Origin of the sequence: Leifsonia poae, from assembly GCF_027921845.1 — a bacterium.
Lineage (GTDB): Bacteria > Actinomycetota > Actinomycetes > Actinomycetales > Microbacteriaceae > Leifsonia > Leifsonia poae.
This window is the reverse complement of the sequence record NZ_BSEN01000001.1, coordinates 420,825-446,702: the sequence shown is the minus strand read 5'-3', so window position 1 is coordinate 446,702 and position 25,878 is coordinate 420,825. Positions and strand designations below refer to the sequence as shown.

General features: G+C 70.0%; 25 protein-coding genes and 1 tRNA gene. 14 read left to right on the top strand and 12 right to left on the bottom strand.

Translation table 11 applies throughout. The annotated features are described in order from the left end of the window. The first annotated feature begins 2 nt into the window (after positions 1–2). Together cysS and rlmB are read left to right on the top strand one after the other, a co-directional pair. A complete protein-coding gene (gene cysS / locus PKE84_RS02115; protein ID WP_271175538.1) occupies positions 3–1,436 on the top strand; it encodes a cysteine--tRNA ligase in 1,434 nt (477 codons plus the stop codon). After that, complete coding sequence (rlmB, locus tag PKE84_RS02110; protein ID WP_271175537.1) at positions 1,433–2,482, top strand: 23S rRNA (guanosine(2251)-2'-O)-methyltransferase RlmB; 1,050 nt, start codon at positions 1,433–1,435, stop codon at positions 2,480–2,482. The genes cysS and rlmB overlap by 4 nt, the downstream gene beginning before the upstream one ends. 36 nt (positions 2,483–2,518) lie before the next feature. Here the strand turns inward: rlmB and PKE84_RS02105 are convergent, their stop codons facing one another. After that, positions 2,519–3,826 carry a DUF4032 domain-containing protein gene (locus PKE84_RS02105; RefSeq protein WP_271175536.1) on the bottom strand — a complete coding sequence of 436 codons (1,308 nt, stop codon included), beginning with the start codon at positions 3,824–3,826 and terminating at the stop codon, positions 2,519–2,521. 115 nt (positions 3,827–3,941) lie between these two features. Next, entirely contained in the window at positions 3,942–5,036 is a 1,095-nt protein-coding gene (locus PKE84_RS02100; RefSeq protein WP_271175535.1) for an ABC transporter ATP-binding protein, read from the bottom strand. Positions 5,037–5,334: 298 nt separating this feature from the next. On the opposite strand from PKE84_RS02100, the gene PKE84_RS02095 reads away from it, so the two are divergent. Both PKE84_RS02095 and PKE84_RS02090 read left to right on the top strand, forming a co-directional pair. After that, positions 5,335–6,267, top strand: a complete 933-nt coding sequence (locus PKE84_RS02095; protein ID WP_271175759.1) for a DsbA family protein — start codon at positions 5,335–5,337, stop codon at positions 6,265–6,267. Positions 6,268–6,351: 84 nt separating this feature from the next. Then, positions 6,352–6,424: transfer RNA gene (locus PKE84_RS02090), tRNA-Thr, on the top strand. Between the two features lie 30 nt (positions 6,425–6,454). On the opposite strand, the gene PKE84_RS02085 is transcribed toward PKE84_RS02090, so the two are convergent. Next, positions 6,455–6,739, bottom strand: a complete 285-nt coding sequence (locus PKE84_RS02085) for a hypothetical protein (protein WP_271175534.1) — start codon at positions 6,737–6,739, stop codon at positions 6,455–6,457. Positions 6,740–7,112: 373 nt separating this feature from the next. On the opposite strand from PKE84_RS02085, the gene PKE84_RS02080 reads away from it, so the two are divergent. Next, a complete protein-coding gene (locus PKE84_RS02080) occupies positions 7,113–7,445 on the top strand; it encodes a hypothetical protein (RefSeq protein ID WP_271175533.1) in 333 nt (110 codons plus the stop codon). Between the two features lie 16 nt (positions 7,446–7,461). On the opposite strand, the gene PKE84_RS02075 is transcribed toward PKE84_RS02080, so the two are convergent. Then, entirely contained in the window at positions 7,462–8,928 is a 1,467-nt protein-coding gene (locus tag PKE84_RS02075; protein ID WP_271175532.1) for an amidase, read from the bottom strand. 138 nt (positions 8,929–9,066) lie between these two features. Here PKE84_RS02075 and PKE84_RS02070 point away from each other — a divergent pair, with 138 nt between their 5' ends. Beyond that, on the top strand, positions 9,067–10,323 hold the full coding sequence (locus PKE84_RS02070) for an MFS transporter (RefSeq protein WP_271175531.1): 1,257 nt from the start codon (positions 9,067–9,069) through the stop codon (positions 10,321–10,323). Positions 10,324–10,348: 25 nt separating this feature from the next. Here PKE84_RS02070 and PKE84_RS02065 read toward each other — a convergent pair whose 3' ends face one another. Continuing rightward, positions 10,349–11,020, bottom strand: coding sequence for an alpha/beta fold hydrolase (locus PKE84_RS02065; protein ID WP_271175530.1), 672 nt, complete (start codon positions 11,018–11,020; stop codon positions 10,349–10,351). A gap of 78 nt (positions 11,021–11,098) precedes the next feature. On the opposite strand from PKE84_RS02065, the gene PKE84_RS02060 reads away from it, so the two are divergent. After that, positions 11,099–11,950 (top strand): AraC family transcriptional regulator, encoded by an 852-nt coding sequence (locus tag PKE84_RS02060; RefSeq protein WP_271175529.1) that lies wholly within the window; start codon positions 11,099–11,101, stop codon positions 11,948–11,950. Here PKE84_RS02060 and PKE84_RS02055 read toward each other — a convergent pair. After that, on the bottom strand, positions 11,947–12,810 hold the full coding sequence (locus PKE84_RS02055) for an AraC family transcriptional regulator (protein ID WP_271175528.1): 864 nt from the start codon (positions 12,808–12,810) through the stop codon (positions 11,947–11,949). The two genes, PKE84_RS02060 and PKE84_RS02055, sit on opposite strands and share 4 nt — an antisense overlap. Positions 12,811–13,044: 234 nt before the next feature. Here PKE84_RS02055 and PKE84_RS02050 point away from each other — a divergent pair, with 234 nt between their 5' ends. Continuing rightward, positions 13,045–14,025, top strand: coding sequence for a helix-turn-helix transcriptional regulator (locus tag PKE84_RS02050; protein ID WP_271175527.1), 981 nt, complete (start codon positions 13,045–13,047; stop codon positions 14,023–14,025). Positions 14,026–14,040: 15 nt separating this feature from the next. Here PKE84_RS02050 and PKE84_RS02045 read toward each other — a convergent pair whose 3' ends face one another. From PKE84_RS02045 to PKE84_RS02035, 3 genes are all read right to left on the bottom strand, one after another. Then, positions 14,041–15,063, bottom strand: a complete 1,023-nt coding sequence (locus PKE84_RS02045) for a redoxin family protein (protein WP_271175526.1) — start codon at positions 15,061–15,063, stop codon at positions 14,041–14,043. Beyond that, entirely contained in the window at positions 15,060–16,280 is a 1,221-nt protein-coding gene (locus PKE84_RS02040) for an epoxide hydrolase family protein (protein WP_271175525.1), read from the bottom strand. The genes PKE84_RS02045 and PKE84_RS02040 overlap by 4 nt, the downstream gene beginning before the upstream one ends. Before the next feature lie 388 nt (positions 16,281–16,668). Next, positions 16,669–17,130, bottom strand: coding sequence for a GNAT family N-acetyltransferase (locus PKE84_RS02035; RefSeq protein ID WP_271175524.1), 462 nt, complete (start codon positions 17,128–17,130; stop codon positions 16,669–16,671). 84 nt (positions 17,131–17,214) lie between these two features. Here PKE84_RS02035 and PKE84_RS02030 point away from each other — a divergent pair, with 84 nt between their 5' ends. The 4 genes from PKE84_RS02030 to PKE84_RS02015 all read left to right on the top strand — a co-directional run bounded on the left by PKE84_RS02030 (position 17,215) and on the right by PKE84_RS02015 (position 20,423). Further along, entirely contained in the window at positions 17,215–17,835 is a 621-nt protein-coding gene (locus PKE84_RS02030) for a DUF3887 domain-containing protein (protein WP_271175523.1), read from the top strand. After that, positions 17,832–18,899, top strand: coding sequence for a CPBP family intramembrane glutamic endopeptidase (locus PKE84_RS02025; RefSeq protein WP_271175522.1), 1,068 nt, complete (start codon positions 17,832–17,834; stop codon positions 18,897–18,899). The genes PKE84_RS02030 and PKE84_RS02025 overlap by 4 nt, the downstream gene beginning before the upstream one ends. Positions 18,900–18,945: 46 nt before the next feature. Next, positions 18,946–20,019, top strand: a complete 1,074-nt coding sequence (glsA, locus tag PKE84_RS02020; RefSeq protein ID WP_271175521.1) for a glutaminase A — start codon at positions 18,946–18,948, stop codon at positions 20,017–20,019. Positions 20,020–20,135: 116 nt separating this feature from the next. After that, complete coding sequence (locus tag PKE84_RS02015; protein ID WP_271175520.1) at positions 20,136–20,423, top strand: hypothetical protein; 288 nt, start codon at positions 20,136–20,138, stop codon at positions 20,421–20,423. A gap of 43 nt (positions 20,424–20,466) precedes the next feature. Here PKE84_RS02015 and PKE84_RS02010 read toward each other — a convergent pair whose 3' ends face one another. Continuing rightward, positions 20,467–21,315, bottom strand: coding sequence for an MIP/aquaporin family protein (locus tag PKE84_RS02010; RefSeq protein ID WP_271175519.1), 849 nt, complete (start codon positions 21,313–21,315; stop codon positions 20,467–20,469). A 161-nt stretch (positions 21,316–21,476) separates the two neighbouring features. Here PKE84_RS02010 and PKE84_RS02005 point away from each other — a divergent pair, with 161 nt between their 5' ends. Both PKE84_RS02005 and PKE84_RS02000 read left to right on the top strand, forming a co-directional pair. Further along, positions 21,477–22,463, top strand: a complete 987-nt coding sequence (locus tag PKE84_RS02005; RefSeq protein WP_271175518.1) for an NADP-dependent oxidoreductase — start codon at positions 21,477–21,479, stop codon at positions 22,461–22,463. A 105-nt stretch (positions 22,464–22,568) separates the two neighbouring features. Continuing rightward, positions 22,569–24,221, top strand: a complete 1,653-nt coding sequence (locus PKE84_RS02000) for a stealth family protein (protein WP_271175517.1) — start codon at positions 22,569–22,571, stop codon at positions 24,219–24,221. Between the two features lie 15 nt (positions 24,222–24,236). On the opposite strand, the gene PKE84_RS01995 is transcribed toward PKE84_RS02000, so the two are convergent. Continuing rightward, entirely contained in the window at positions 24,237–25,214 is a 978-nt protein-coding gene (locus PKE84_RS01995) for a phosphodiesterase (RefSeq protein WP_271175516.1), read from the bottom strand. A gap of 108 nt (positions 25,215–25,322) precedes the next feature. Further along, positions 25,323–25,871 carry a cysteine hydrolase family protein gene (locus PKE84_RS01990; RefSeq protein WP_271175515.1) on the bottom strand — a complete coding sequence of 183 codons (549 nt, stop codon included), beginning with the start codon at positions 25,869–25,871 and terminating at the stop codon, positions 25,323–25,325. Between the last annotated feature and the right edge of the window lie 7 nt (positions 25,872–25,878).

The window sequence follows — 25,878 nt, the reverse complement described above, 5'->3', positions numbered from 1 at the left end:
GCGTGACTGTGCGACTCTACGACACGAAGGCCGGCGCCCTTCGCGACTTCATCCCGATTCGCGACGGTGAAGTAGGCATCTACGTCTGCGGCCCGACCGTGCAGTCGTCCCCGCACATCGGGCACCTGCGTTCCGCACTGGTCTACGACCAGCTGAGGCGCTGGCTGAACTACCGCGGCTATGCCGTCACCCTCGTGCGCAACGTCACCGACATCGACGACAAAATCCTCGTGAACGCCGCGGCCGCCCAGGCCGAGGGCGGCTCCGAGGAGTGGTGGGCCCTCGCCTACCGGTTCGAACTCGAATTCACGGCCGGGTACACGGCACTCGGCGTGCAGCCGCCGACCTACGAGCCCCGCGCGACCGCGAGCATCCCGCAGATGCAGGAGATCATCGCGCGCCTCATCGACCGCGGGCACGCCTATGCCGCCGCCGACGGCTCCGGCGACGTGTACTTCGACGTGAAGAGCTGGCCGGCGTACGGTGAACTCACGCGTCAGAGCATCGACAATATGGAAGCGGCGGCCGACGCCGATCCACGCGACAAGCGTGACCCGCGCGACTTCGCCCTCTGGAAGGGCCGCAAGAACGACGAGCCGGCGTCCGCGTCGTTCCCGTCGCCCTGGGGCGACGGTCGTCCCGGCTGGCACATCGAGTGCTCCGCGATGTCGCGCCGTTATCTCGGCGCCGAGTTCGACATCCACGGCGGCGGGCTCGACCTGCGCTTCCCGCATCACGAGAACGAGATCGCCCAGTCGACGGCTGCCGGCGACGCGTTCGCGCGCTACTGGGTGCACAACGGACTCGTGAACGTCAACGGTCAGAAGATGAGCAAGTCGCTCGGCAACTCCGTGTACGCCGCCGACCTGCTCGGCGCCGCCCGGCCGCTCGTGGTGCGGTACTACCTGGGCTCGGCGCACTACCGGTCGACGATCGACTTCCACGACGGCTCGCTCCTCGAGGCCGAGGCGGCCCTCGACCGGATCGCCGGATTCTTCGAGCGCGTCGACCGGCGCCTCGCGTCGACCCGGTTCGCCGGGAGCGGTGTCGAGGTCGTGCCCGCCGCGTTCGCCGAGGCGATGGACGACGATCTGGCCATCCCGCAGGCCCTCGCGGTGCTGCACGACACCGTACGCACAGGAAACGCGGCGCTGGATGCGGAAGACTTGGAAGCTGCGGCCACGGCACGCGGGCAGGCGCTCGCGATGACGGAGGTCCTCGGCATCAATCCGTTGTCACCGCAATGGAGTTCGGCGGGATCGTCCGCAGCCGACGCCGCCCTGGCACAATTGGTCGATCGGCTCCTCGCCGACCGGCAGGCCGCGAGGGCGAATCGCGACTTCGCCGCAGCAGACCGTATCCGCGACGAACTGACGAGCGCGGGAATCACCATCGAAGACACCCCCACGGGGTCGCATTGGAGCATTGAACAATGAAGAACTCGGGTGGAAAGCCCCGCGCCGGAGCGGTGCGCAAGAGCAGGAAGGGCCCGCAGGTCGGGTCCGGCGGTCAAGGCCGTCAGGCGCTGGAAGGCAAGAAGCCGACCCCGAAGGCCGAGGATCGCCCGTACCACCCCGCCGGCAAGGCGAAGGCGGCGCGCGAGCGCTACGCAGCGGCTGGCGGCCGGGGCAAGCCGGGCCAGTCCGGTCAGTCGCAGCGCGGCGGCCGCGGTGACACCGCTCCCCGTGGTGCGTCGGGTGCTGCCCGTCGGTCGAAGAGCGGCGACGAGAGCGAGATCGTGACCGGTCGCAACTCGGTGGTCGAGGCCCTGCGCGCGAACATCCCGAGCACGAACCTCTACATAGCGGCGCGCATCGAGACGGACGACCGGGTCAAGGAGATCCTGTCGATCGCGACCGGCAAGGGCATCCCGATCCTCGAGGTGATGCGGCCGGAACTCGACCGCCTCGCCGGCCGCGACGCGGTGCACCAGGGCGTGGCCCTGAAGGTGCCGCCGTACGAGTACGCGCACCCGACCGACCTGCTCGAGAAGACCCTGCGATCCGGCCAGACCCCGCTGTTCGTCGCGCTGGACGGCATCACCGACCCGCGCAACCTCGGGGCGATCATCCGGTCGACGGCCGCGTTCGGCGGTCAGGGTGTCATCGTGCCGCAGCGTCGCTCGGTCGGCATGACCGCATCGGCGTGGAAGACCTCCGCCGGTGCGGCTGCTCGCACCCCCGTCGCGATGGCGTCGAACCTCACGCAGACGCTCAAGGCGTTCAAGGAGGCCGGGGTCTTCGTGCTCGGTCTCGACGGCGGCGGCGACGTGTCGCTGCCGGGGCTCTCGTTCGCCGACCGGCCCGTGGTGGTCGTCGTCGGGAGCGAGGGCAAAGGCCTGTCGCGCCTGGTCACCGAGACCTGCGACGCCATCGTGTCGATCCCGATCACCGCGACAACCGAGTCGCTGAACGCCGGCATCGCCACGAGCGTTACGCTCTACGAGATCGCGAAACTGCGCGCGGAGGCGGCGCAGAAGTAGCGGGAAACGTCTGACCTGTCGCCCGCCGGCGACGGGTCAGACCTTGGAGCGCCAGTCGTCGTCGTCTTCGTCGGTCGCGCCGGTGCCCGGCTCCGAGGCGAGCACCGGGATGCTGATGGTCTCGGTCGGGGGCTCGATCACCGTCGCCTCGTCGCGACGGTGGCGCAGGATGTCGTTGATGTACGAGGTGAGGGCCTCCGCGAGCGGCACGTCGCGACCCTCGGCCTGCGACATGAACCAGCGGTGCTCGAGCAGCTGGTGGAAGACCTCGGCCGGCTCGAGCTTTCCCTTGAGGTCGGTCGGGATGGCACGCACGACCGGCTCGAACACGCGCATCAGCCACTCGTGGGCGGCGGCTTCTTCGTCGAGACCCTGCTTGCCGAGGGTCGCCGAGTAGGAGTCGAGATCGTTGAGCAGGCGTCGTGCCTGGTTCTCGCCGGTGTCCAGCCCCGTGAGACGCAGGAGGCGACGCTGGTGGTGACCGGCGTCCACGACCTTCGGCTGGATGCGCACCGTCGTGCCCTGGTCCGAGGTCTTGATCGCCAGTTCCTCGATGTCGAAGCCCAGGTCGTTGAGCCGGTCGACGCGCTGGCTGATCCGCCACCGCTCGGACGACGAGAAGGACTCGCTGCCGGTGAGCTCCTTCCAGAGCGAACGATAGGCGGCGACGATGCCGTTCGAGACCTTGATCGGGTCGAGCGCCTCATCGACGCGGCCGCCGGCCTCGAGGTCCATCAGCTCGCCGGCGATGTTGACGCGGGCGATCTCGAGGTCGTTCTCGCGCTGGCCGTTCGAGAGGCCGCCGTCATAGAGCTGACCCGTCTCGGCATCCACGAGGTAGGCCGCGAAGGCACCGGCGTCGCGGCGGAAGAGCGTGTTCGAGAGCGAGACGTCGCCCCAGAAGAAGCCGACGATGTGCAGCCGGACGAGCAGCACGGCCAGCGCGTCGACGAGGCGGGTCGCGGTGTCCGGTCGCAGGGTCTGTGAGAAGAGCGCGCGATAAGGGAGCGAGAATTTGAGGTGGCGCGTGACGAGGGCGGCCTTCAGCGGCGTGCCCTCTTCGTCTTCGCGGTTGTTGATGATCGCGACGGGGTCGACGCACGGGATGTCCATCCGCTGCAGGGTGCGCAGCATCTCGTACTCGCGTTTGGCCATCTCGGCCGTGGTCTCTTTGATGGCGATGACGTAGCCGGACATGTTGGCGAACCGCACCAGGTGGCGGGAGATGCCCTTGGGCAGGATCGCGATGTGCTCGTTCGACCACTCGTCGAGCGGGATGTTCCAGGGGAGGTCGAGGAGGGCGGGATCGACGGTCGCCGCGGTGATGTTCAGGGAGCCGGCCATGAGGAAAACCTATCGGATGCGGCGGCCGCCGGAATGAACGGGAGAACCGCCGGGGAGAAGCACAGTGCCGCAGCCCGGAAGGACTGCGGCACTGTGATGGAACGGATGTGCGACCTTAGTCGACGACGGCACCGCCGAGGCGCTCACCGGACTCGGCGTGGAACGCGTGGACGTGTCCCGGCTTCGGGGTGATGTACACCGTGTCGCCCGCGTTCGGGTGGATGCGACCGTCGACGCGGCCGACGATGTCGGTGCGCTTTCCGTCGATCTCCGAGTGGCCGTACAGGTAGCCGTCGGCGCCGAGCTCCTCGACGAGGTCGACCGTGACCTTGAGCCCGGTGTTCTCGGTGGCGGAGACCACGACGTCTTCCGGACGGACACCGATGGTGACCGACGGGCCGGCGTTCGCGATGATCTCGCGCTCGATCGGGACGATCGAGGTGCCGAACTTGACGCCGCCCTCGGTGACGTCGGCCGAGAACAGGTTCATGGCCGGGCTGCCGATGAAGCCGGCGACGAACACGTTGTTCGGCTGCGCGTACAGGTCGCGCGGGGTGCCGACCTGCTGCAGGACGCCGTCCTTGAGCACCGCGATGCGGTCGCCCATGGTGAGCGCCTCGGTCTGGTCGTGGGTGACGTAGACCGTGGTGACACCGAGACGACGCGTCAGCGACGCGATCTGGGTGCGGGTCTGGACGCGGAGCTTGGCGTCGAGGTTCGACAGCGGCTCGTCCATGAGGAACACCTGAGGGCTGCGGACGATCGCACGGCCCATCGCGACGCGCTGACGCTGACCACCCGAGAGGGCCTTCGGCTTGCGGCCGAGGTACGGCTCGAGGTCGAGGAGCTTGGCTGCCTCGAGAACGCGGGTGGCGCGCTCGTCCTTGTTGACGCCGGCGATCTTGAGCGCGAAGCCCATGTTCTCGGCGACGGTCATGTGCGGGTAGAGAGCGTAGTTCTGGAAGACCATCGCGATGTCGCGGTCCTTCGGCGGGACGTCGGTGACGTTGCGCTCGCCGATGAAGATGTTGCCGTCGTTGACCTCTTCGAGGCCGGCGAGCATGCGGAGCGACGTGGACTTACCGCAGCCGGAGGGGCCGACGAGGACGAGGAACTCGCCATCTGCGATGTCGAGGTCGAGCTGATCGACCGCGGGACGGTTGGAACCCGGGTACAGACGGGTTGCCTTGTCATAGGTGACTGACGCCATTGTTTTTCTTACTCCTTCACCGGCAGGTACGTGCCGGACGATCCGTTGTGAATGGGTAGGTGGAACTGTCGCCCTGGGGCGACGGTGCCACGACCCCATAGTATGTCATCGGCGAAGACGCCGTGACCAGTACGCGGGTCACGGCTCGGTAACCGCCCGGTGGCGTTCAGCCACCGTCTGGGTGATTCCCAGACTGCCGAAATACGATCGTCCGGTTGCGCCTGCACGAAGCTCCGTGCGCGACCACCGAGCCGCTTCCCCCCGCGGCGCCCACGAAATGACCCCCGGAGTGACATCCATGACCGACGGCCCCGAAGACAGCCGCCCAGCGAACGAACGGCGTGAAGCTGCGCGGGAGAAGGCTCTCCAGCTGCGCACGACGCAGCAGCGCAAAGACCGCAGGAACAGGGTCTTCGTGACCGGCGGCATCGTCGTCGGCGTGCTCGCCGTCGTCGCTGTCGTCGCGGTGATCATCGTGACCGCCATCCGGCCGTCGGTGCCCGGCCCCGCCAACATGGCGAGCGACGGCGTCGTGATCGGCTCCGGCCTCAAGGTGAAGCAGACCCCCTCCCTGGCCGCCGACGCGTCGCCGATCGCGTCGACGCCCGACCCCAGCGGCAGTGTCGTGAGCATCCGGGTGTACTCCGACTACCTCTGCGCCCTCTGCGGCGACTTCCAGCGCACGAACGGCGAGCAGCTCGAGCCGCTGATCAAGAACGGCGCGGTGACCGTCGAGCTCCACCCGATCGCCATCCTCACGAGCCACTCGGCCGGAACCAAGTACTCGCTCCGGGCGGCCAACGCCGCCGCGTGCGTGGCGAACTACGCGCCCGACAGCTTCTGGGCGTTCAACAACGCCCTCTTCGTCAAGCAGCCGGAGGAGGGGAGCGCGGGTCTGACCGACGCTCAGCTGAAGAAGCGCGTCGCCGACACGGGAGCGACCTCGCTCTCGTCGATCGACAGCTGCATCGACGACGGCACCTACAAGAACTGGGTGACCTCGGCCAGCGACCGGGCTCTCACCGGGCCCATCCCCAACTCGTCGGTGAAGCAGCTCACGGTGGCGCCGCTGGTGCTCGTGAACGGCAAGCAGTACACCGGCTCGCTGAAGAGCTCGGACGACTTCCAGGCCTTCGTGCTGCAGGCGCAGGGCGACCAGTACTCGTCGACACCGACGCCGTCGCCCGTCCCCGGAAAGACCTCCACGCCCACGCCGACGGTGAAGAAGTAGGCACCGTCCCGCGCGCGTCTTCGCGGATGTCGCGGCCCCGGCCGTCCTCTAGGATGGTCTCGCGAGTGGGCCGCGCCCGCTCCGGCCGGCCTGGCGCAATTGGTAGCGCACCGCTCTTGTAAAGCGGGGGTTACGGGTTCGAGTCCCGTGGCCGGCTCTCTGTGCGACCGCCGCTCCGGCGCATCGCTCACTCCGGGGGCGCGTTGATCGTGCCGTCGCTGATGGTGCAGCGGGGCGTGTCTCCCTCGAATCGTGGGTTTTTGAAGGTGACGTGCATTTCGGGCTCGTCCTCGGTCGGCGTCCAGTCCGTGGAGCAGCCGTCGACGATCGTGATCCGGGTCTTCACGTGCATCGGGACGGTGAAGGTCCTGTAGAAACCGGCGCGCAGGGTGACCCGGATGGCCTTGTGATGCGCTGGCGCGATGATGAATTCGTTGGTGGCGGTGGAGTGCACGTCGGAGAAGCTCACCATCACCGCTCCGCTTGATGGCGACGGTGCACAGGCGGCCAAGGCGCCGAGAAGGACGGTACTGGCCAACGCTGCGACGAAGCGTCGACGGACACCGGCGCCGTACCGGACTCGGGCCGCTGTTCGGGAGGTCATGGGCGCCCCTCCAACTCGCAGTCCACGATGCTGCCGCCGACGTGGATGACAAACGGCGGCGGTCCGGATCCGATCGTGCCAGTCGGTGCGCGTACGCGTCAATCCCGACCGCGGCCAGATGCGCCACGTGGCCCCTGAATAGCGAGCGTGCCGACTTCGCTGGAGCCCGCCGTTGGTGCTTCCGCCGACGACTCTGCTGGCTGTACCCTTCGGCAAAGGGGGTGTCGTGATGAGTGTTCACATGGCAGAGCTGGAGCGCGTGGCCGGCATCAGGAGGCGTGTCGGGATGCTGGTGACGCTGGCCGTGATCGCCGGTGTCGGCGCGTGGCTGGCCGGGCCGTTCGGGGTCGTGCTCGTGGTGGCCGGTGACGATGCCGGGTGGCTGTTGGTGGGCGCGGGGGCGCTGCTGCTCGCGGCGTGCGTGACCGCGATCGTGTTCGCGGCGCGCATCCGGCGCGCGATCGCCCAGCAGAGTCTCCCCGGCAAGGAGAACCCGCACTTCGACGAGCCGGTTCCCTCGCAGGACCCGCGACCCGGAATCGCGTGGGCCGGATCGCAGCTCGGCTCGAGCTGACGGCCTACCCCGCTTCCTACTGAGGCCGCTCGACCTGCGGCCGCTCGAAGCCGCCGATCGTCTGCTCCAGCAGCTCCGCGAGCCGCAGTGTGGTGCGGTCCTCGAACATGGGGCCGATGAGCTGCACACCGACGGGCAGCCCTTCGGGGGACCGGCCGGCAGGGATCGCGGTGGCGGGCAGCCCGGCCATGGTGGCGAGGCCCGCCCACACGGACTGGTCGGAGTATGGCTGCTCGACTCCGTCGATGAGGATCTGCCTGTCGCCGCGGTCGGGAGTGTGGTCGTGCGGGAACGCAGGTGTTGACGTGATCGGGCAGACGACGGCGTCGAACTCCGCGAAGAACTGTCGCCAGCCCTGGCGGTGCAGTTCCCGGCGGCTGTCGGCCTCGATGAAGTCGCGATGGCTGAGGACCATGCCGCGGACCCGGGCGGCACTGAGGCTCGTGTCCTCAGCGCTGAGGCCGCCGGCGAGGGTTCGCAGCTGCTCGTATCCCCTGGGCGGGATGCGCGCTCCGGTGTTCGAGAACATCAGCAGCGCGTAGAGCGTGGCGGCCTCGGCCAGATCGGGCAGGAGCAGGCTGTGGCGCTCGACGCGGGCTCCGGCGTCCGCGAGCGCGGCAGCGACCCGGTTCACCCCGTCCCGCACCGCGGAACCGGTCGCAACGAGCGGATGCTCGTCGAGAACCAGAACGCGGAAGTCGGAGAGTCTCTCGTGGCGAGCGGGAGGCAGGTTCAGGTCGTAGGCAACGCCGAGCGTGAGCGGGTCCGGTCCCGCCATCACATCGAGCAGCAGGGTGAGGTCGCGGGCGGTGCGGGCCATCGGTCCGCAGACGCCGAGGTCCCCCTCGACCGGGAGTGCGGGGGCGGGCGGGGGCACCATGCCACGGGTCGCGACGAGTCCGAAGGTCGGCTTGTGCGCGTAGACGCCGCAGAAGTGGGCCGGGTTGCGTAGCGAGCCGGCGAGGTCGGAGCCGACCGAGAGCGCGCCGAATCCCGCCGCCAGCGCTGCCGCCGAGCCGCCGGAGGATCCGCCCGGTGTGCGGCCGAGATCCCACGGGTTGTTGGTGGTGCCGTAGAGCTCGTTGAAGCTCTGCCAGTCCTGCAGCATGTACGGCACATTCGTCTTGCCTAGAATGACGGCGCCCGCTGCCTTCAGACGCGACACCACGACCGCGTCCTCGGTCGGCTGATAGTCGGCGAAGCGCGGCATCCCCCAGGTCGTCGGAAGGCCGGTGACGTTGTACGACTCTTTGACCGTCACCGGGAGGCCGAGCAGCGGTCGGTCCTCGCCACAGGCCAGCGCTTCGTCGGCTCGGCGCGCGGCCGCACGTGCGCGGTCGAAGTCCGGCACGCAGATCGCGTTGATGGCTGGGTCATCCCGCTCGATACGGGAGATCGCGTCGTCGGTCAGCTCCACCGACGTCACCTCGCCGGAACGCAAGGCGGCCGTGAGTTCGTGCGCCGAAAGGAAACCCCACTCCACGGACCAATGCTAGCGATCGGCGGCATGCGCTCCGCGGGCGCGCGAAAGGCCGAGGCTTCGCTCGCATCCAGGACGCTCGATCAAGCGCGCGGGACGCTCGGTCAGGCGCACGCGTCGCGCGTGCGCGAGGCTGAGGTCATGTCCGTCGATACCGCCTCCCTGCACGCACTCGAGAGCGCGCCTGCGCGACGCTCCTCCTGGCTGGGCGTCGTCGCGCTCATGTTCGGGATCTTCGCCCTCGTCACGAGCGAGTTCCTGCCCGCGAGCCTGCTCTCGCCGCTCGCGGCCGAGCTCGGCGTGTCCGACGGCACGGCCGGGCAGGCGGTGACCGCGACCGCGATCATCGGGATCGTCGCCGGACCCGGCGTCGGACTGCTCTTTCCTCGGCTGAACCGGCGCTACCTGATGGTGGGTCTGGCGCTGCTCGCCGCGGTGTCCAACCTGCTCGTGGCCGTCGCTCCGGAGTTCTGGATGCTCCTCGCGGCCCGGGTGCTGCTGGGCGTGGCGATCTCGGGGTACTGGTCGATGGCGCTCGCCGTGACGGCACGGCTGGTGCCGGCGGCGCACCTCGGACGGGCGATGATGATCGTGAACACCGGGGTCTCGATGGCGACGGTCGTCGCGGTGCCGCTCGGCGCCTTCCTGGGTGCGGTGTGGGGATGGCGCGCGGTGTTCCTGTCGGTGGCGATCGTTGCGCTGGTCGCCGCGGTGATCCTGTTCGTCTGCCTACCGCCGGTGGCAGCGGCGAAGGAGGCGGGATTCCGGTCGCTGGTCGACACGCTCCGGTCGCCGGTGATGATCGTGGGGCTGGTCGCCGTCATCCTTCTCGCGGGCGGTCACTTCGCCGGCTTCACGTACATCCGGCTCGGTTCGGCGGAGATCCCGGACCTCACGGCGGGTGGACTCGCCCTGCTGCTGGCGATCTACGGGGCCGGCGGTTTCGTGGGCAACCTCGTGGCGGGAATCCTGGCCGATCGCCGGCTGAGGCTGGCGCTCGTGCTGATGCCGGCCATCCTCGGGGTGGCGGTGGCGACGTTCGCGATCCTGCCCGGGATCGTGCCGCTCGCGTTCGTCGCGGTCGGGCTCTGGGGCTTCGCGTTCGGCGGCGTGCCCACGCTGGTGCAGACCTGGTCGGCCCGCGTCGAGCCCGATCGGATGGAGGCAGCCGGCGGACTGGTGGTGGCGGGCTTCCAGACCGCGATCACGCTCGGCGCCGCCCTCGGCGGTCTGCTGGTGGACGGCGCGGGGGTGGAGGCGACGCTCGTCTCCGGGGCGGTCTCCGCGGTGCTCGGCGGGGTGCTGCTCGGCACGGTCAGCCGCGGCCGCGTGCGAACGGCGGCCGACCAGGCGAACGGCGCGGCGAACAGCGCGGCGACCGGCACGGCGCAGGCGTAGCCGCCGCGGTCGCCCGCCCGCCCGGTCAGCTCCCGAGCAACAGGTCGGCGACCGCTCCCGGAGCCTCGCGCATGGCGTCGTGGGCGGTCGGGAGGTCGTGGACGCGCCAGTCCGGATCCGCAGCGAGTCGGGCCCGGAGGCCGGTGAAGGGCGTGCCCTCCCATCCGGAGCAGTACACGAATTCGCGGCGGGGGACCCGGCCGACCGCGCCGGTGAGCCGCACCGCCTGCAGGAGCGAGGCGATGGGATGCGGGCGGCGGCGTTGGTCGCGGCCAGGACGGTCGGGCGGACGCACCGCGTATCCGGTGCCGGCAGCCCCGGCTGCGAACGCCTGCCGGTACGCCTCGGTGGTCGACGACCAGCACGAGTCGCCGTCGCTGGGCACGTACGCGTCGAGGTGCACCAGCCGTGACACCCGACCGCCCGCGCGGTCGGCGGCGGCGGCGATGACCATCCCGCCGTAGCTGTGGCCGACCAGCGTCACCCCGGTGAGGTGCTCACGATCCAGGAGTGCCAGCACGTCGTCGGCGTGCGTGTCGAGGGTGGCGGTCGCGACCGTTGTTTCGTCGTCATCCGGCCGCAGCCCGGTCAGCGTCAGCGCGTGCACGGCGTGACCGGCGCGCTCCAGCAGGGGGATGACCCCCTCGAAGGCCCAGGCTCCATGCCACGCACCAGGTATGAGTACGAACGTCTCCATCGGTTTCTCCCTGCTTTCGATCCGTGGATCCAGCCCATCAGATCGGCCGCTGGCGTGCTACCGATAAACTGCCACATCATGATCGCTCGCCGCCAACGCAACCTCAGCAGCCGAAGCAGCCGAAGCAGCCGAACTCCCGCGGCACAGCCGGAGTCGTCGCACATCTGGCCGTCGGGCGGACGCCATCTGTGGCCGTCCGGCGGCGTGAGCGCGCTGCAGTCGCACGAACGCGGCCACCTGGTCTACGCGGCCTCCGGCGTGCTGGCGGTTCACACCGACCGCGGCACGTCGATCGTCCCGGCGAACCGGGTGGCATGGACCCCCGCCGGGTACAGCCACCGGCACGAGGCCCACGGCGACACCGATATGCGGATCGTGTTCCTCGAGCCGGCACTCGCGCGGCACCTGCCCGACCGTCCCGCCGTGTTCCTCGCCTCCGGCATCGCGCGCGAGATCCTGCTCGCTCTGACCGGGCCCGGGAACGACGACCGCTCCGCCCCGGCGCACCCCAGCGCCGCGGGCTCGCGCCTCCTCCGGGTGCTCGTGGACGAGCTCTGGGAGGCGCAGGAGCAGCCGCTGCACTTTCCCGAACCGCAGGATGACCGGCTGCAGGCGATGGCGCGGCTGCTGTCCGAACGTCCGGCGGACAACGCGTCGCTGGCCGAACTCGGCCGCACGATCGGTGCGAGTTCCCGCACGCTCAGCCGGCTGCTGCACGACGAGCTCGGCATGACCTTCTACGAGTGGCGCACTCAGCTACGCATCTACCACGCGCTCGTGCTGCTGGCCGAGGGTCACGACACCACGCAGACCGCGCACGCCTGCGGATGGGCCAATCCGAGCACGTTCATCGCGGCCTTCGCCGCCATCATCGGCACCACCCCCGGCCGCTATCGGGCCGGCCGGCAGAGCGCTGCTCCGGGGGACTAGGGGTTCGGCTGCAGGGCCCGGCGCCGCCACGTCGCCGGGCTCTCGCCGGCGTGACGGCGGAAGGCGCGGCTGAACGCGGCGTCGGAGCCGTAGCCGAGACGTTGCGCTGCCTCGCCGATGGTCAGGCGTTCGCTCCGGAGGAGGCGCTCGGCCTGCTCCATCCGCAGGGCGGTGAGATAGCGGGTCGGCGACTCGCCGACGAGCTCACGGAACCGGCCGGCGAAGACGGACCGCGAGGAGCGGGCGACCCGCGCGAGGCTCTCGAGGGTCCAGGCATTGCCGGGGTCACCCCGCATCGCCTCGATCGCGCGCGCGATGTGCGGGTCGCGCTGCCCCACGAGCCACGACTCGAGCGCACCGCCGTTCTCGGCCCACGACCGCACGGCGGCCGAAGCGATGAGGGTCGCGAACCGATCGGCGATGACGCTCGACCCCGGCCGCCCGTCGCTACCGGCGACCTCGCGCACGAGGATCTCGACGAGCTGGGCCATGTCGGGATCGCGGGTGCTGAAGCCGCAGGCGACGAGCACGTCGGGCAGCACGCCGACCAGCCGGGTGGTGTCGCATCCGGCGCATTGGAGGGCGCCGGTGACGACGACGGCCGGTTCGGCGGCCGTCACCACATGCGGCGCGACTCCGCTGAGCAGCACGAAGTCGCCCGCTCGGAGGGTCAGACTCTCGCCCGGCGTGCGCAGGTCGAGCGATCCGGTGACCACGTAGTGGAAGCGCATCGTGCCGCCGGGAAGGGTCGTTTGCCGCAGTTCGGGGAGCTCGACGCGGCTCGCCTCGAGCAGGCGCCATTCGAGCGTCGCGAGGGCGCGCTCGAGGCTCGTGTCCTCCGTGACCGCCGCGAGTGTCATGAAGGAACGAACCACCGACGGGATGCGCGCATTCCCGCACGACGACGGTGCGCGGGCGGTCACCGGATGCAGGCCCGTCGGGCGTCTCGCGAGCGTTGTGCGCGGCAACCGCCCTGCGCTAACCTGCAGACCTCGGAGCTTCACCTCAGCCGGTCGGCGTTTCGTCGGTGAATCGACTCAGGCCGCGGGCTCTGCGCACGGGACGACCCGACCTCGTGAATCGAGATGGCGACCATGGCAGTTGACGAGCGCGTGCCCGCCGCGGGGCCCCCGGAGGCGGTCACGGACCGAGCGACCGACCGAGCCGCGCCCGACGACTCCGCGGCGGACACGCAGCGGTGGCTGCGCGAGATGGGAGCGCTCCTCGCGCTGCCCGCATTGTGGGTGGATCACGAACCCCCGGAGATCGCCACTGGCCTCCTGAGCGTGCTGTTCGGCATGCTGCGTCTCGAGGGCGCGTACGTGCGCTTCGACGACCCCAGGGCCGAGCATCCACTCGAGCTCTGGCGCCCGTCGGGGGAGCAGCCCCCGGCCGAGCTGGTGGGCGCGTTCGACGAGGACGACGTGCCGGCGTCCGGCGTCACGACCTGCGTCGTCCGGCTGCCGGCGCGAGGGGTGCTCTCGGTCGTGAGCGTGCGGCTCGCGCTTCCCTGGGAGAGCGCCCGCGTTTCGGTGTCGGCCCGACGGGACGGATTCCCGACCGAGATGGAGACTCACCTGCTGCGGGTCGCCGTGAGCCAGGCGGCGATCGCCATCCACACGGCTCGGCGGCTCGCCACGGAGCACGGCGCACGGGCAGAGGCCGAGGAGCTGCTGCTGCGGCAGAACGAGGTGCTCCGCACCCTGGTGGACGACGTGGAACCATCGCTCGCCGCGATGGCGAGACGGGTCCGGGAGGCATCCCGGCTCGTCGCCGAGCTCGATGCAGCCTCCGGATCGCGGCCCTCCGGTCGCGTGGCCGGCGCTGTCGCCACCGCGGCACCCGGAGATCCGGCGGGACGCGCCCCGGCGCGCACCGCCCTGCTGCGCCTGACACCTCGGGAGCTCGAAGTGCTCGGCCTCCTCGCGCAGGGCCTCAGCAACAAAGAGATCGCCGGCGTGATGTGGCTGAGCGACCGCACGGTCGAGCGCCACATCACGAGCCTGTACCGCAAGATCGGGGTGGCACGCCGCAGCGAGGCGACCGCCTTCGCACTCCGGCACGGCGTGGGGTGAACCGCTCGGGCCCCGTCAGCCGAAGGTCATGCAGTACGCCGCCGCCCCGGCTTCGGGGAACTCGATCCCGACCACGCGCTCGGCGACGGCATCCGGCTGGCGGATGAGCTGGTACGTGCCCGGGCTGTCGATCACGCCGCGGCCGTCGTCATCGACGTCGGTCCCGTGCGCGCGGCCGGGAGGCCGCCCGTCGAGGGTCACGCGCACCGGGATCGCTGAGCCGGAGGCCGACGGCGCGACCACCAGGTTCACGTCGCGCGCCTGGAACGCGAACGAGATCCGGCCGCCGCCCTCGTTCACCACGGCTGCGTGCCGTGACACGGTCCAGTCGCCGGTGAGGTCCCACTCGTTGAGCCGAAGCCGCTCGTGCCCGGCGTACACGTGGGCGCGGTCGTAGAGGTCGGCGTCCTCCGAAACGAAGCCGCTGCTCTGCCCGTACCCGAGATACGACTCGGGCGAACGCAGCGTCGACCAGTCGGCGGCGACCTCCAAGCCGCGCGGTTCGACCGCGACGAGGTCGGGTCCGGTATCCGGTGCACCCGCGTCGGCAAGCAACTGCTGGATCACCATCTCGGTCATCGCGTACTCGCCCTCGCCGAAGTGGTGGTACCGGATGCGCCCCGCCGCATCGGCGAGGTAGAGCGCCGGCCAGTAGCGGTTCGCGAAGTCGTCCCACACCCCGTAGTCGGCGTCGAGGGCGACCGGATACTCGACGCCGAGCGCGCGTGCGTGGGCCGTGACATTCGCCACGTCGTGCTCGAAGCCGAACTCCGGGGTGTGAACGCCGACGATGGTCAGCCCGGCATCCGCGTATTTCGCGTTCCACGCGCGGAGGTAGGGCAGCGTGCGCAGCCAGTTGACGCAGGTGTACGTCCAGAAGTCGACCAGCACCACCCGCCCGCGCAGCGCCTCCGGTGTCAGCGGTGCGGAGCCGATCCAGCCGGTCGCCCGGTCGAACGGTGCGAGCCGCCCCTCATCGGGGAGCGTTCTTCCGCCATCCGCCGGCCGATGCGCGATGGAACGGAACAGGCCGCTCACCGCAGTGACCGGAAGGCGGCGCGCAGCTCCTGCGAGAACAGCTCGGGCTGCTCCCAGGCCGCGAAGTGGCCGCCGCGGTCGAGCCGGTTGAAGTGGATCAGGTTCGGGTACGCCTGCGTCGCCCAGCTGCGCGGCGCCGCGTAGATCTCGTCGGGGAACACACTGACGCCGACCGGGAGCGTCACACCCTTCGGCGCGAAGAAGGGGAGCTTGCTCTCCCAGTACAGCCGTGCGGAGGAGACCGCCGTGTTGGTGAGCCAGTAGAGCGTCACGTTGTCGAGGATGTCGTCGCGCGTCAGCCCCTCCGACCCGCCGGCGAAGACGCGTGCGATCAGGTCGTAGCTGCGGGCGTCGTGGTCGAGCATCCACGCCGCGAGCCCCACCGGCGAGTCCGCGATCCCGTACAGCGTCTGGGGCCGGTTGCTCATCTCCTGGGCGTAGGAGAGCCCGTGCGCGTAGAAGAACTCCAGTTGATCCCACGCCCCGCGCTCCTCGTCGGAGAGATCGGCCGGGGCCGGTTCGTGGTTGTCGAGTGCCGCCTGGATGGCGTCGGGCACGGTGGCCGCCATGTTCGTGTGGATGCCGATCAGGCCGGGAGGCGTCAGCAGCGCCAGCTGCTCCGTGACGGCGTTGCCCCAGTCCCCGCCCTGAGCGACGTAGCGGTCGTAGCCGAGACGCTGCATCAGCTCGCTCCAGGCGCGGGCGATCCGGATGGGGTCCCAGCCGAGCTCCCGCGGAATGCCGGAGAAGCCGTGACCCGGGAGCGAGGGAATGACGAGGTCGAACGCGTCCTCCGCGCTGGCGCCGTACGCCGTCGGGTCGGTGAGCGGACCGACGATCTTCAGCTGCTCGATGATCGACCCGGGCCAGCCGTGGGTGACGATCAACGGCAGCGCGTTCTCGTGCTGCGACCGCACGTGGATGAAGTGGATGTCGACCCCGTCGATCTCGGTGACGAACTGCGGGAGTGCGTTGAGGCGGGCTTCGACCGCGCGCCAGTCATGCGCGTCCGTCCAGTGCTCTGCGAGCTGCTGCACGACCTGGAGCTGAACGCCTTGCGACGCGTCGTCGACGAGCTCCTTGTCGGGCCAGCGCGTCTCCCGTACGCGGCGGTGCAGGTCGTCGAGATCGGCCTGGGGGATCGAGACGCTGAAGGGGCGGATGGCAGAGCGGTCGTCGCTCTGGCCCGCGTCGGAACGCGGGGTGGTGATGGTCATGGTCGTCTCCTCGGGATTCGGGGGCGACGGATCGGGATGCGCTCGCCGCCGTGACCGACTCTTCCGCTGCACGGTGCGGGGCTGCATCCGGGGCACCCCTCACAATCCGAGACGGGATCGCGGCGGCGCTGGGGAGAACCCCTCACCCTCTTTCGGTCATGCGCGGCTCGAGTGACGCCAGAGCCGTCGAGGAGCACAATGGGGCGAGGAGGACACCATGACGAACAAGACCCCGCGTGAAGAAGAGATCCAGAAGGAGCAGGAGCGCCGCGACGAGGAGAAGCGCCGCGAGGAGGAGGCCGAGGAGCGCCGGCTGAGCTGACCCGCGCCGCGCCGCGCCGCGCGCCAGGCTGTGCCGGGCCGGGCCGGGCCGTGCTGTGCCGTGCCGCTACGGCCGGTATCGCTGCAGCAGGCGCTCGCTGGGCGCGAAGCCCGCACGCTCGTACACGGTGAGGGCTTCCGCGCTCGAGTGCACGGTCACGCGTTCGGCGCCGAGGCTCCATGCCCGATCGAGCACCGCGGCGAGCAGCCGGCCGCCGATACCCGCATTGCGCTCCGCCGGGATCACGTAGACCGATTGCACGTCCGCCGACAGCCGGTCGACCGAACGCGGGGTGGGAACGCGTGCGATGACGGCCAGCCACGCCATCCCGACGATCGCGCCGTCACGCACGACGACGGTGCAGTGATGGCTGGACGCGTTCCTGCGGTACCAGCGCTCGGCGGAGTCCAGGAACTCGTCGCGGGAGATCGGGGGCTCCACGTCGTTCTCGAGGTCCCAGAGCAAGCGCAGTTCCGCCGCTGCCCGCACCTCGTCGTCGTGCAACTCCCGGATCAGCACCCCAGCCATTCGTCCATCCTGGCAGGGCGGTGTTCGGACGGCGACGCAAGCTGGGGTTGACAAACAGGGTATCTGTCAAGCAATACTTTACAGATGACGATGAGTTCTGTGGCGGTCTCGGCGTTTCTCGCGTCGGCGCAAGCCCTAGCGGCCGGGGTCGGTCGCGCGCCGGACCGCGAACATGCGCTCGAGAGCGTGAGACGCGCGTCCGCGCTCACAAGCGAACTGGATGCGCTGCTGCAGGTGATCGTCGACGACGCGCGTGCAGCGGGTGTCACCTGGCAGGGCATCGGGGAGATCCTCGGGGTCTCGCGACAGGCGGCATTCCAGCGTTTCGGACATCCCATCGACCCCAGAACAGGAGAACCGATGAACACCACCCCACTCGACGGCGCCGAGGAGATCGCGATCGCCGTCTTCGCCGACCTCGCGGCAGCGCGCTGGTCCGCGGTGACCGATCGGTTCGACGCGACAATGGCCGAGGCCCTCGCCGCGGAGGACCTCGCGGCGGTCTGGGCCCAGCTGATCGGCACCGTCGGCGTGTTCGAACGAAGTACCGCACCGACAGCGCGGCGCACGGCCGACGTCACTGTCGTCGAGGTTCCGCTGGAGTTCGAAGCGGGGGACATGGTCGGCCGCGTGAGCGTGCGCGACGACCACGCGATCGCCGGGCTGTTCGTGCTCACCCCGGCAGCGGCGGCTTCGGGCTCATGACCGGGATGGCGCACGCGGGAGGCGAGCCGGCGGTGGGCGGCCCGACGGCCGAGGAGCCGACGGTGGACGAGCCCACGGTGGGCGAGTCCGCTCGAACGGACGCGCAGCCCGCCTCGGCACCGAGCAACCGACCGCAGCGCGTCCCGTGGCCGGCGGTCGCCGCCTTCGTCGTGATCTCGTTCGGACTGGCCTGGCTCGCTGTCCTTCCCCTGTGGATGAACGGCGGGCTGCGGAACCCGCTGGCGGGCATCCTGTTGCCGGTCATGATGTTCACGCCGCTGATCGCCGCGCTGCTCGTCGTGTTCTTCGTGCAGAAGCCCCGGCCGCACCGCATTCCGGAGTACCTCGGGCTGTGGCCGCTCCGCCCGGTGTGGCGCGTGGTCGGTCTGAGCCTGGCCGGACTCTTCGGCAGCGTGCTGCTCGTCTTCGCCGGGGTGTTCCTGGCGGCGGCACTCGGGATCGTGCGCCTCGACCTGGTGCACTTCTCCGGCTTCGCGGCACTGATCGACGAGCAGCTCGCCGCGCAGGGGGCCGGATCGCTGCCGCTGCCGATCGGCGTGCTCGTGCTCGTGCAACTCGCCGCGATCCCGGTCGGTGCCATCGTGAACGGGTTCGTCACCGTGGGCGAGGAGCTCGGCTGGCGCGGCTGGCTGCTGCCCAGCCTGCGTCCGCTCGGCACCTGGCCCGCTCTGGTGGTCACGGGAGTGATCTGGGGGCTGTGGCACAGCCCGGTCATCCTGCTCGGCTACAACTTCGGTCAGCCGGACCTGCTCGGCGTCGCGCTGATGGTCGGCGGCTGCACGCTCTACGGGATCCTGATCGGCTGGCTGCGACTGCGGTCGGGGTCGGTGTGGCCGGCCGTGTTCGCGCACGGTGCCTACAACGCGGCAGCGGGCGCAGCCGTGCTGCTCACCGCCGCCGGGTCGACCGCACCCGCGTCCGCTCTGAACCCGCTCGGCTGGGTGACCTGGATCGTGATGGCCCTCGTGATCCTGGTGCTCGCGCTCAGCGGTCAGTTCGCGAAGCAGCCGGCGCTGGAACGCCGGACCCGGCGTACGTCGTAGCCATTGCGCCCCACCCCGGGAATCCCTATGGTCGGGACTATCGACGATGACGGAGGCCACGATGGCGTATCCGGAGCGGCAGGCAGCGCTGCCCGACTTCTCGACTCCCGACGATCAGGCGCACGGGGTCCCTGCTGAGCCCGCCGCCGTATCGACGGGAAGTCTTCCCAGCCCCGAGCGTGTGAAGGCGTTGCTCGAGGAGGCCCACGATCGGTACCGCGACCTCGACGATGGGGCGGTCGCCGACTACATCCCGTCGCTGGGGCGGGCAGACCCCGGTCTGTTCGGGTTGAGCATCTGCGGGGTCCGCGGGCAGTCCGCCAGCACGGGCGACGCCGCACTGCGCTTCTCGATCCAGTCGATCTCCAAGGTGTTCGTGTTCGCGCTGGTCTGCCATGCATTGGGACACGCGGAGGTCTCGCGGCGGGTCGGCGTCAACAACACGGGTCTCCCGTTCAACTCGGTGATGGCGATCGAGCTGAGCGACGGCGACCCGAGGAATCCGCTGGTCAACGCGGGCGCGATCACGACGACGGGGCTCGCGCCGGGGGCGACCGCCGCGGAGAAGTGGACGTTCATCCAGGACGGCCTCTCGCGCTTCGCGGGGCATCCGCTCGAGCTCGACGACGAGGTCTACGCGTCGGAGGCCGCGACGAATCAGCGCAACATGGCCATCGCCCGGCTGCTGCAGAGCTACGGGCGGATCGACGTCGACCCGATCGAGACAACGGACGTGTACACGAAGCAGTGCTCGCTCCTCGTCTCGACGGAGGACCTCGCTGTGATGGCGGCGACGCTCGCGAACGGCGGGACCAACCCCGTCACCCGCGAGCAGGTGATCGACGCGGCGGTCTGCCGGGACACCCTCGCGGTGATGGCCACCTCGGGGCTCTACGAGTTCTCGGGCGACTGGCTGTTCGAGGTGGGGGTGCCGGGCAAGAGCGGCGTCTCGGGCGGCATCATCACCGTCGCGCCGGGCAAGGGCGGGCTCGGCACGTTCTCGCCGCGGCTCGACCCGGCTGGGAACAGCGTGCGCGGCCAGCGCGCCGCGCGCTTCCTCTCCCATGCGCTCGGGCTCGACGTGTTCGCCTCGAAACCGTTCGATCCCGCCGGCGCCTGACGTACGCGCATCCGGCTCGGAAATCAACGGGAGCGTGCCGAACTTGCTAGTTCCGTGAACTAGTTGTTCGATGGGTCAGGCCGCAGATCCGCCGCGGCACCCGACAGAAGGCAGCCATGACCGACGCGAGCGCAGAGACCCAGGAGCCGGTGGAATTCCCGGACGACGAATACGCCTATGGCGGCTACACCGTGCGCCTGGTCCCGGTGCCGGATGCGCGCGGGACGTGGCGCGTGGAGAACGACGAGCGGTACTTCGGTCTCGTCACCCTGGCGGACCCGGTGAACGGCGACCCCGGCGTGCACTTCGCCAGCCGCTTCCCGGGCGAGGAGGACATCCCGCCGACCACGGTCGACAGCGACTGGACGAAAGCGGTGCAGTTCCTGATCGACGCCAAGGACTGACCGGTACTGCGTGACCGGCCGGGCGCGCGCATCCGGCCTGTCGTCACGGCTGGTCGGGTGACGACACCCTCGTCTTGATCGCGCCCTGCGCCGCGCCGGAGCCCGCGATCCCACCGCCGCGCCCCCGCAGCACGAACGCGACCCCGACGGCGACGACGGCGCCGGCGATGGGTCCGGCCACGTACACCCAGTACGCCGTGAAGTCCCCGGCGACGAGGTCGGGGCCGAAGGTGCGGGCCGGGTTCATCGACGCCCCCGAGATCGGGCTGCCCCACAGCCCGGCCAGGATGATGTACGCGCCTACTCCGAACGCGCCGACGATGCCCACGTTCTGCGCTCCGGAGGCGGTGCCCAGGATGACGCTGACCAGCCCGAACGTCAGCACGAGCTCCATGACGAAGGCGATGCCGTCGGCGTAGCCTTTCGCCGGGTAGTTCGAGCCGGCCGACGCCGAGACGGGGAGCACCGCCGTCAGGAACCAGGCGGCGAGCGAGGCTCCGGCGAGCTGGACGATGATGTAGCCGGGCACGCGCGCCCAGGGGAAGTCGCCGCGCAGCGCGAACGCGATGCTCACCGCCGGGTTGAGGTGCGCGCCCGAGACCTTGCCCATGAACAGGATGATGGCGAACACCATCAGTCCGGGAGCGACGACGGCATCGGTGCGCGTGATGGTGTTCGCAAAGGCTTGCCCCATCATCCCGCCGCCCGCGGCGACGAGCACGAGGAAGAACGTCCCCAGCAGCTCGGAGAACAGCCGCCGCCATTCCTGGGACGAATCGTGGAAATCCTCGATGGACTGATCGATGCTCACCGGGAGGTGCAGGATCCGGCCATGCACCAGGTCCGACAGCACCGTGCCCGCAGGCTTGTCCAGCTCGCGTTCCTCTGTCATCCCGTCACGGTAGCGGCCGCTGAGCGATCTGCGATCACCCGGAAAGGATGATGTCTGCCGGCCGCCGCGCGGCGGGGTGGCTGGGAATCGCGGCCCGCCCGTAGCGCCTCGAGAATTTGCTAGCTAAGCTAGTTATATGCCGTCCTAGGAGGCGCAGCTCGATGAAGAAACCGCAGAACATCCGGGTCGTGGAGTACGACCGAATCGGTGGAGTCGAGGTGCTGGAACTCCGCGAGCATCCGGTGCCGGAGCCAGGGGACGGGCAGGTGCTCGTCGAGGTGATCGCCGCCGGGATCAACCACATCGAGGCGTTCATCCGCGCCGGCCGCGAGCCCGAGGTGCGCACGCCCTTCCCGCGACGGCAGGGCAGCGACTTCGCCGGGATCGTCGTCGCGATCGGGCCGGGCGTCGCGGGATTCCGGCCGGGCGCCGACGTCGTCGGGCACGTGTCGGCGGGAGCCCATGCGACGCACGTGCTCGTCGCCGCCGATGCCCTCGTCGCCAAGCCGAAGGCGCTCGCCTGGGAGGTCGCGGGCAGCCTGTATCTGGCCGGCGTCTGCGCCCTCGACACCCTCGACGAGCTCCGGATCGGCGTCGGAGACACGCTCGTCGTCTCGGCGGCCGCCGGCGGGGTCGGCAGCATCGAGACGCAGCTCGCGAAGCGCGCGGGTGCGACCGTGATCGGCACGTGCGGCGAGCGCAACTTCGACTACCTGCGCCAGCTCGGGATCAAGCCGGTGCTGTACGGCCCGGGAATCGCCGACCGCATCCGCGCCGTCGCGCCCGGGGGCGTGACAGCCTTCATCGACAACTTCGGCCAGGACGGCCGAGCGCTCGCCGACGAGCTCGGCGTCCCGTCGGCGCGGTACCGGTCGAGCGAAGACCGGAGGCAGCGCGAACTGGCCGCGCTCGACGACGATCCGGAGGCGCGCGAGCGGTCGACGCGCCAGCTCGCGCGCATCGTGACGCTCGCCGCCGAACACGCGATCACGGTGCTGATCTCCGGCTTCTATCCGCTGGACGACATCCGTGGCGCGTTCGACGACCTCGAGAAGCTGCACGCCCGCGGCAAGATCGTGCTCGGCACCCGGCCGGTGTCGCCCTTCCGGGTGCTCAAGGCGCGTGACGTCGCCGACGCCCGCGCGTGAGCGGGCCGCTCGGGCCCTGGCTGGAAGGGTGAACACGCAGATGAGTGCCGTATTCTTCTGGAGACGGCACCGGGCCGTCCTGACTGAGCCGAATGATCGGAGAACATGACCGCTGGTAGCGCCGCGACCCACAATTTCTCGCTGGAGCCGACAACCGAACCCGACGGAGAATTCGGGCCGTCGAGCGGAGCGGGGACCGTCTCGAGATCGTGGCCGACCACGCACAATCGAACCGACGTCGTGGTGCGCAAGGGCGTGGCCCGCCTGGTCAATACGACGCTCACGCCGCATCAGGCCCTCGTCGAAGACCTCCTCTTCATCGGTGACGTGCTGACCGCCGCCGGCATCGACTTCCTCTTGGTGCGCGGCAACGACGAGCGCCCGGTCATCGCGCTCGACCAGTCCCTCAAGGGCCGTCTCACGGAGGTCCTGGCCGACGCCTGCGCCGACGAACCGCTCTACTCCAAGACGATCGACGGCAAAGACGCCCGGCCGGTACTGGTGAGCTCGGGTTCGCTGTCGCCCAAGCGCAAGGCCCGCATCTTCCGTCTCTACCGCCCGCGGATCGAACCGGTCGGCGGACTCAGCTACGGCGCGTCCACCGGCATCGAGGTGCAGTTGTGGCGATTCGGCGACGACGTGATCGACTGCCCGGTGGAGAACTCGCTCACCCGGCGCCTGCTGCCGAAGGCGGAGGCCGTGCGCGCGACCGTCGACCTGTACGGCCGCACCTGGAACACACTGCGCGGGATGTTCGACCCGCACGCCTCCGACGTGCGCTTCGACATCGACATCGTGTTCTCGTGGGTCGACGGAACGGACCTCGAGTTCCAGCGGGCACGCGCGAAGCGGATGCAGAACTACGTGGTCGGCGAAGGCGACGACTCGGAGGCGCGGTTCCGGCAGATCAACGAGCTGAAGTTCGCGCTGCGATCGATCTACCTGTTCGCCCCCTGGATCCGGCAGATCTTCATCATGACGGACTCGCCGCGTCCGGCGTGGCTCGACGAGCATCCGTCGGTGCGCATCGTGCGGAGCGAGGAGTTCTTCGACGACCCCGAGGCGCTGCCGACCCACAATTCGCACGCCATCGAGAGCCGACTGCACCACATCGAGGGGCTCAGCGAGCACTTCCTGTACTCGAACGACGACATGTTCTTCGGGCGGCCGGTGCAGCCGAGCATGTTCTTCTCGCCGGGTGGCGTCACCAAGTTCATCGAGGCGCAGACCCGCATCGGGCTCGGGGAGAACGACCCGGCGCGCAGCGGGTTCGAGAACTCCGCCCGCGTGAACCGCCGCCTGCTCTGGGAGCGGTTCGGCCGCGTCATCACGCGTCACCTCGAGCACACGGCGGCGCCGTTGCGCACGAGCGTGCTGTACGAGCTGGAGCGGGCGTTCCCGGAGGACTTCGAACGCACGCAGCGCAGCCAGTTCCGCGCGAGCACCGACATCTCGGTCACCAACTCGCTGTACCACTACTACGCGCTGATGACCGGCCGCGCCGTTCAGCAGGACAGCGCAGAGGTGCTCTACGTCGACACGACATCGCGTGCGGGGCTGGGGATGCTGCCGGGGATGCTCAAGAAGCGCGACGTCGACCTGTTCTGTCTCAACGACGGGAGCTTCCCGGAGGTGTCGGCCGATGAGCGCACGGCCGTCGTCACGGAGTTCCTCGAGCGCTACTATCCGATCGCGGCGCCGTGGGAGAAACCGGCAGAGGTCGGGGCGGCCGAACCCGAGGTCTCCGCTCTGGCGTGACGTCCGGCCGGATGCTCAGGCGGGCGTCGCCGCAAGCGTCGCGAGCGCCGGGTCGTCCACGAGGGCGAGCGCGGGTTCGACGGCATGCGTCGTCGCGGCCGCAGGCGGGATGACGATGCCCGAGCGTTCGAGCCGGCCGGCCGACTCCTCCGGCGTCACGTAGCTCACGGTCGGGTAGTGCCCGATCGGGACGACCGAGTGCAGCACGGTCGAGCCGAACACGTGCACGAGATTGAAGGCCTGGGCGCCGTCGCGGCCGCGGGTGCCGCCGGCCGCGACGTTGAGATCCTGGGTGTAGCAGGTCGCGGAGGCGACGGAGACCGGGATCCCCGCGAAGGTCGCGTTCGTCGAGTAGTGCAGGTGCCCGGCGATGATGCTGCGGACATCCGAGCCCTCGAGCACCTCGGCGAGCGACCACTGGTCGCGCAGCTCGACGGAGACGGCCAGGTCGAGCACACTCGGCACGGGCGGGTGGTGCATGGCCAGGATGGTGCCGTGCGGCGCGGGGCTCGCGAGCTCTTCGGCGAGCCAGTCGAGCTGGGCCTCCGTGACCTCGCCGTGGTGGGCGCCGGGGACGGTCGAGTCGAGGGTGATCACACGCAGGCCGGCGACGTCGGTGACGCGATCGACGGGCGCCATCGAGGGGGCGAGCCCGAGCAGTTCGGAACGGAAGGCGGCGCGGTTGTCGTGGTTGCCCATCACCCAGATGACCTGGGTGCCCATGCGGGCGGCGGCGGGCTCGACGATGCTGCGGAGCTTCGCATAGGCGGCCGGATCGCCCTTGTCGGCGAGGTCCCCGGTGAAGACGATCGCGTCGGGCCGGGCGCCCGCCTCCTCGAACTCCTCGAAGAGCCGGCGGAGGTGCGCGTCCGCGTCGACCTTGTCGTAGAGCAGGCGGTCCCCGGTGATGAGGTGGGTGTCGCTCAGGTGGAGGAGGAAATGGCTGGGCCGGGGGTACTCCGCGATTCGCGTGGCCTGCGCCTGCGTGCTCATGGCGACATCCCATCAGGTGTTTCTGAACGGGAAGTGGACAAACGCCCGCGAGTTGCAAGGCCGATCGGTGAATCGGCGGGGTGCGGGACAGGGATTGCTGGTCGTCGGTCAGTGCGCCGAGACGAGTTCGGATGCCGAGACGGCGGTGGCGTAGCTGCCGGCGAGAGCGGCCATGAAGGCCGCGTGCACGCTTGCGCCGGAAACGACGGTGTCGCCGAATTCCAGGTCGGGCGCCGCGCAGGCGTCGTGCACGACCGTCACGGAGAAACCGAGATCGGACGCGGCGCGCACCGTGGCGTCGACGCACATGCTCGACATCATGCCGAGCACGACGACATCATCGATGCCCGCCCCGCGCAGCGTGGACTCGAGGGGCGTGCCGAGGAACGCATTCGGCTCGGCCTTCCGGATGATCGTCTCGCCCGCGAGCGGCGTGACCGATGGGTGGATCTCGACGCCGGCGGTGCCCGGGCGCATGAACGTCGCATCCGGCGCGTCCCAGATGTGCTGGATGTGCAGCACGGCGTCGCCGGCCGCTCGGAAGGCGTCGAGCACGGTCGCGGCGTTGGCCGCCGCTGCCTCCGGCTCGACGAGCGGGAAGGCGCCACCGGGGAAGTAGTCGTTCTGGATGTCGACGATCACGAGTGCGCGGGACATGGAGCCT

Excerpts from the sequence above, each read along its gene's own strand:
- rlmB (WP_271175537.1), top strand. The coding sequence starts at position 1,433 with ATGAAGAACTCGGGTGGAAAGCCCCGCGCCGGAGCGGTGCGCAAGAGC.
- PKE84_RS02105 (WP_271175536.1), bottom strand. The coding sequence starts at position 3,826 with ATGGCCGGCTCCCTGAACATCACCGCGGCGACCGTCGATCCCGCCCTC.
- PKE84_RS02100 (WP_271175535.1), bottom strand. The coding sequence starts at position 5,036 with ATGGCGTCAGTCACCTATGACAAGGCAACCCGTCTGTACCCGGGTTCC.
- PKE84_RS02095 (WP_271175759.1), top strand. The coding sequence starts at position 5,335 with ATGACCGACGGCCCCGAAGACAGCCGCCCAGCGAACGAACGGCGTGAA.
- PKE84_RS02085 (WP_271175534.1), bottom strand. The coding sequence starts at position 6,739 with ATGGTGAGCTTCTCCGACGTGCACTCCACCGCCACCAACGAATTCATC.
- PKE84_RS02080 (WP_271175533.1), top strand. The coding sequence starts at position 7,113 with ATGGCAGAGCTGGAGCGCGTGGCCGGCATCAGGAGGCGTGTCGGGATG.
- PKE84_RS02070 (WP_271175531.1), top strand. The coding sequence starts at position 9,067 with ATGTCCGTCGATACCGCCTCCCTGCACGCACTCGAGAGCGCGCCTGCG.
- PKE84_RS02065 (WP_271175530.1), bottom strand. The coding sequence starts at position 11,020 with ATGGAGACGTTCGTACTCATACCTGGTGCGTGGCATGGAGCCTGGGCC.
- PKE84_RS02060 (WP_271175529.1), top strand. The coding sequence starts at position 11,099 with ATGATCGCTCGCCGCCAACGCAACCTCAGCAGCCGAAGCAGCCGAAGC.
- PKE84_RS02055 (WP_271175528.1), bottom strand. The coding sequence starts at position 12,810 with ATGACACTCGCGGCGGTCACGGAGGACACGAGCCTCGAGCGCGCCCTC.
- PKE84_RS02050 (WP_271175527.1), top strand. The coding sequence starts at position 13,045 with ATGGCAGTTGACGAGCGCGTGCCCGCCGCGGGGCCCCCGGAGGCGGTC.
- PKE84_RS02040 (WP_271175525.1), bottom strand. The coding sequence starts at position 16,280 with ATGACCATCACCACCCCGCGTTCCGACGCGGGCCAGAGCGACGACCGC.
- PKE84_RS02035 (WP_271175524.1), bottom strand. The coding sequence starts at position 17,130 with ATGGCTGGGGTGCTGATCCGGGAGTTGCACGACGACGAGGTGCGGGCA.
- PKE84_RS02030 (WP_271175523.1), top strand. The coding sequence starts at position 17,215 with ATGACGATGAGTTCTGTGGCGGTCTCGGCGTTTCTCGCGTCGGCGCAA.
- PKE84_RS02025 (WP_271175522.1), top strand. The coding sequence starts at position 17,832 with ATGACCGGGATGGCGCACGCGGGAGGCGAGCCGGCGGTGGGCGGCCCG.
- glsA (WP_271175521.1), top strand. The coding sequence starts at position 18,946 with ATGACGGAGGCCACGATGGCGTATCCGGAGCGGCAGGCAGCGCTGCCC.
- PKE84_RS02015 (WP_271175520.1), top strand. The coding sequence starts at position 20,136 with ATGACCGACGCGAGCGCAGAGACCCAGGAGCCGGTGGAATTCCCGGAC.
- PKE84_RS02010 (WP_271175519.1), bottom strand. The coding sequence starts at position 21,315 with ATGACAGAGGAACGCGAGCTGGACAAGCCTGCGGGCACGGTGCTGTCG.
- PKE84_RS02005 (WP_271175518.1), top strand. The coding sequence starts at position 21,477 with ATGAAGAAACCGCAGAACATCCGGGTCGTGGAGTACGACCGAATCGGT.
- PKE84_RS02000 (WP_271175517.1), top strand. The coding sequence starts at position 22,569 with ATGACCGCTGGTAGCGCCGCGACCCACAATTTCTCGCTGGAGCCGACA.
- PKE84_RS01995 (WP_271175516.1), bottom strand. The coding sequence starts at position 25,214 with ATGAGCACGCAGGCGCAGGCCACGCGAATCGCGGAGTACCCCCGGCCC.
- PKE84_RS01990 (WP_271175515.1), bottom strand. The coding sequence starts at position 25,871 with ATGTCCCGCGCACTCGTGATCGTCGACATCCAGAACGACTACTTCCCC.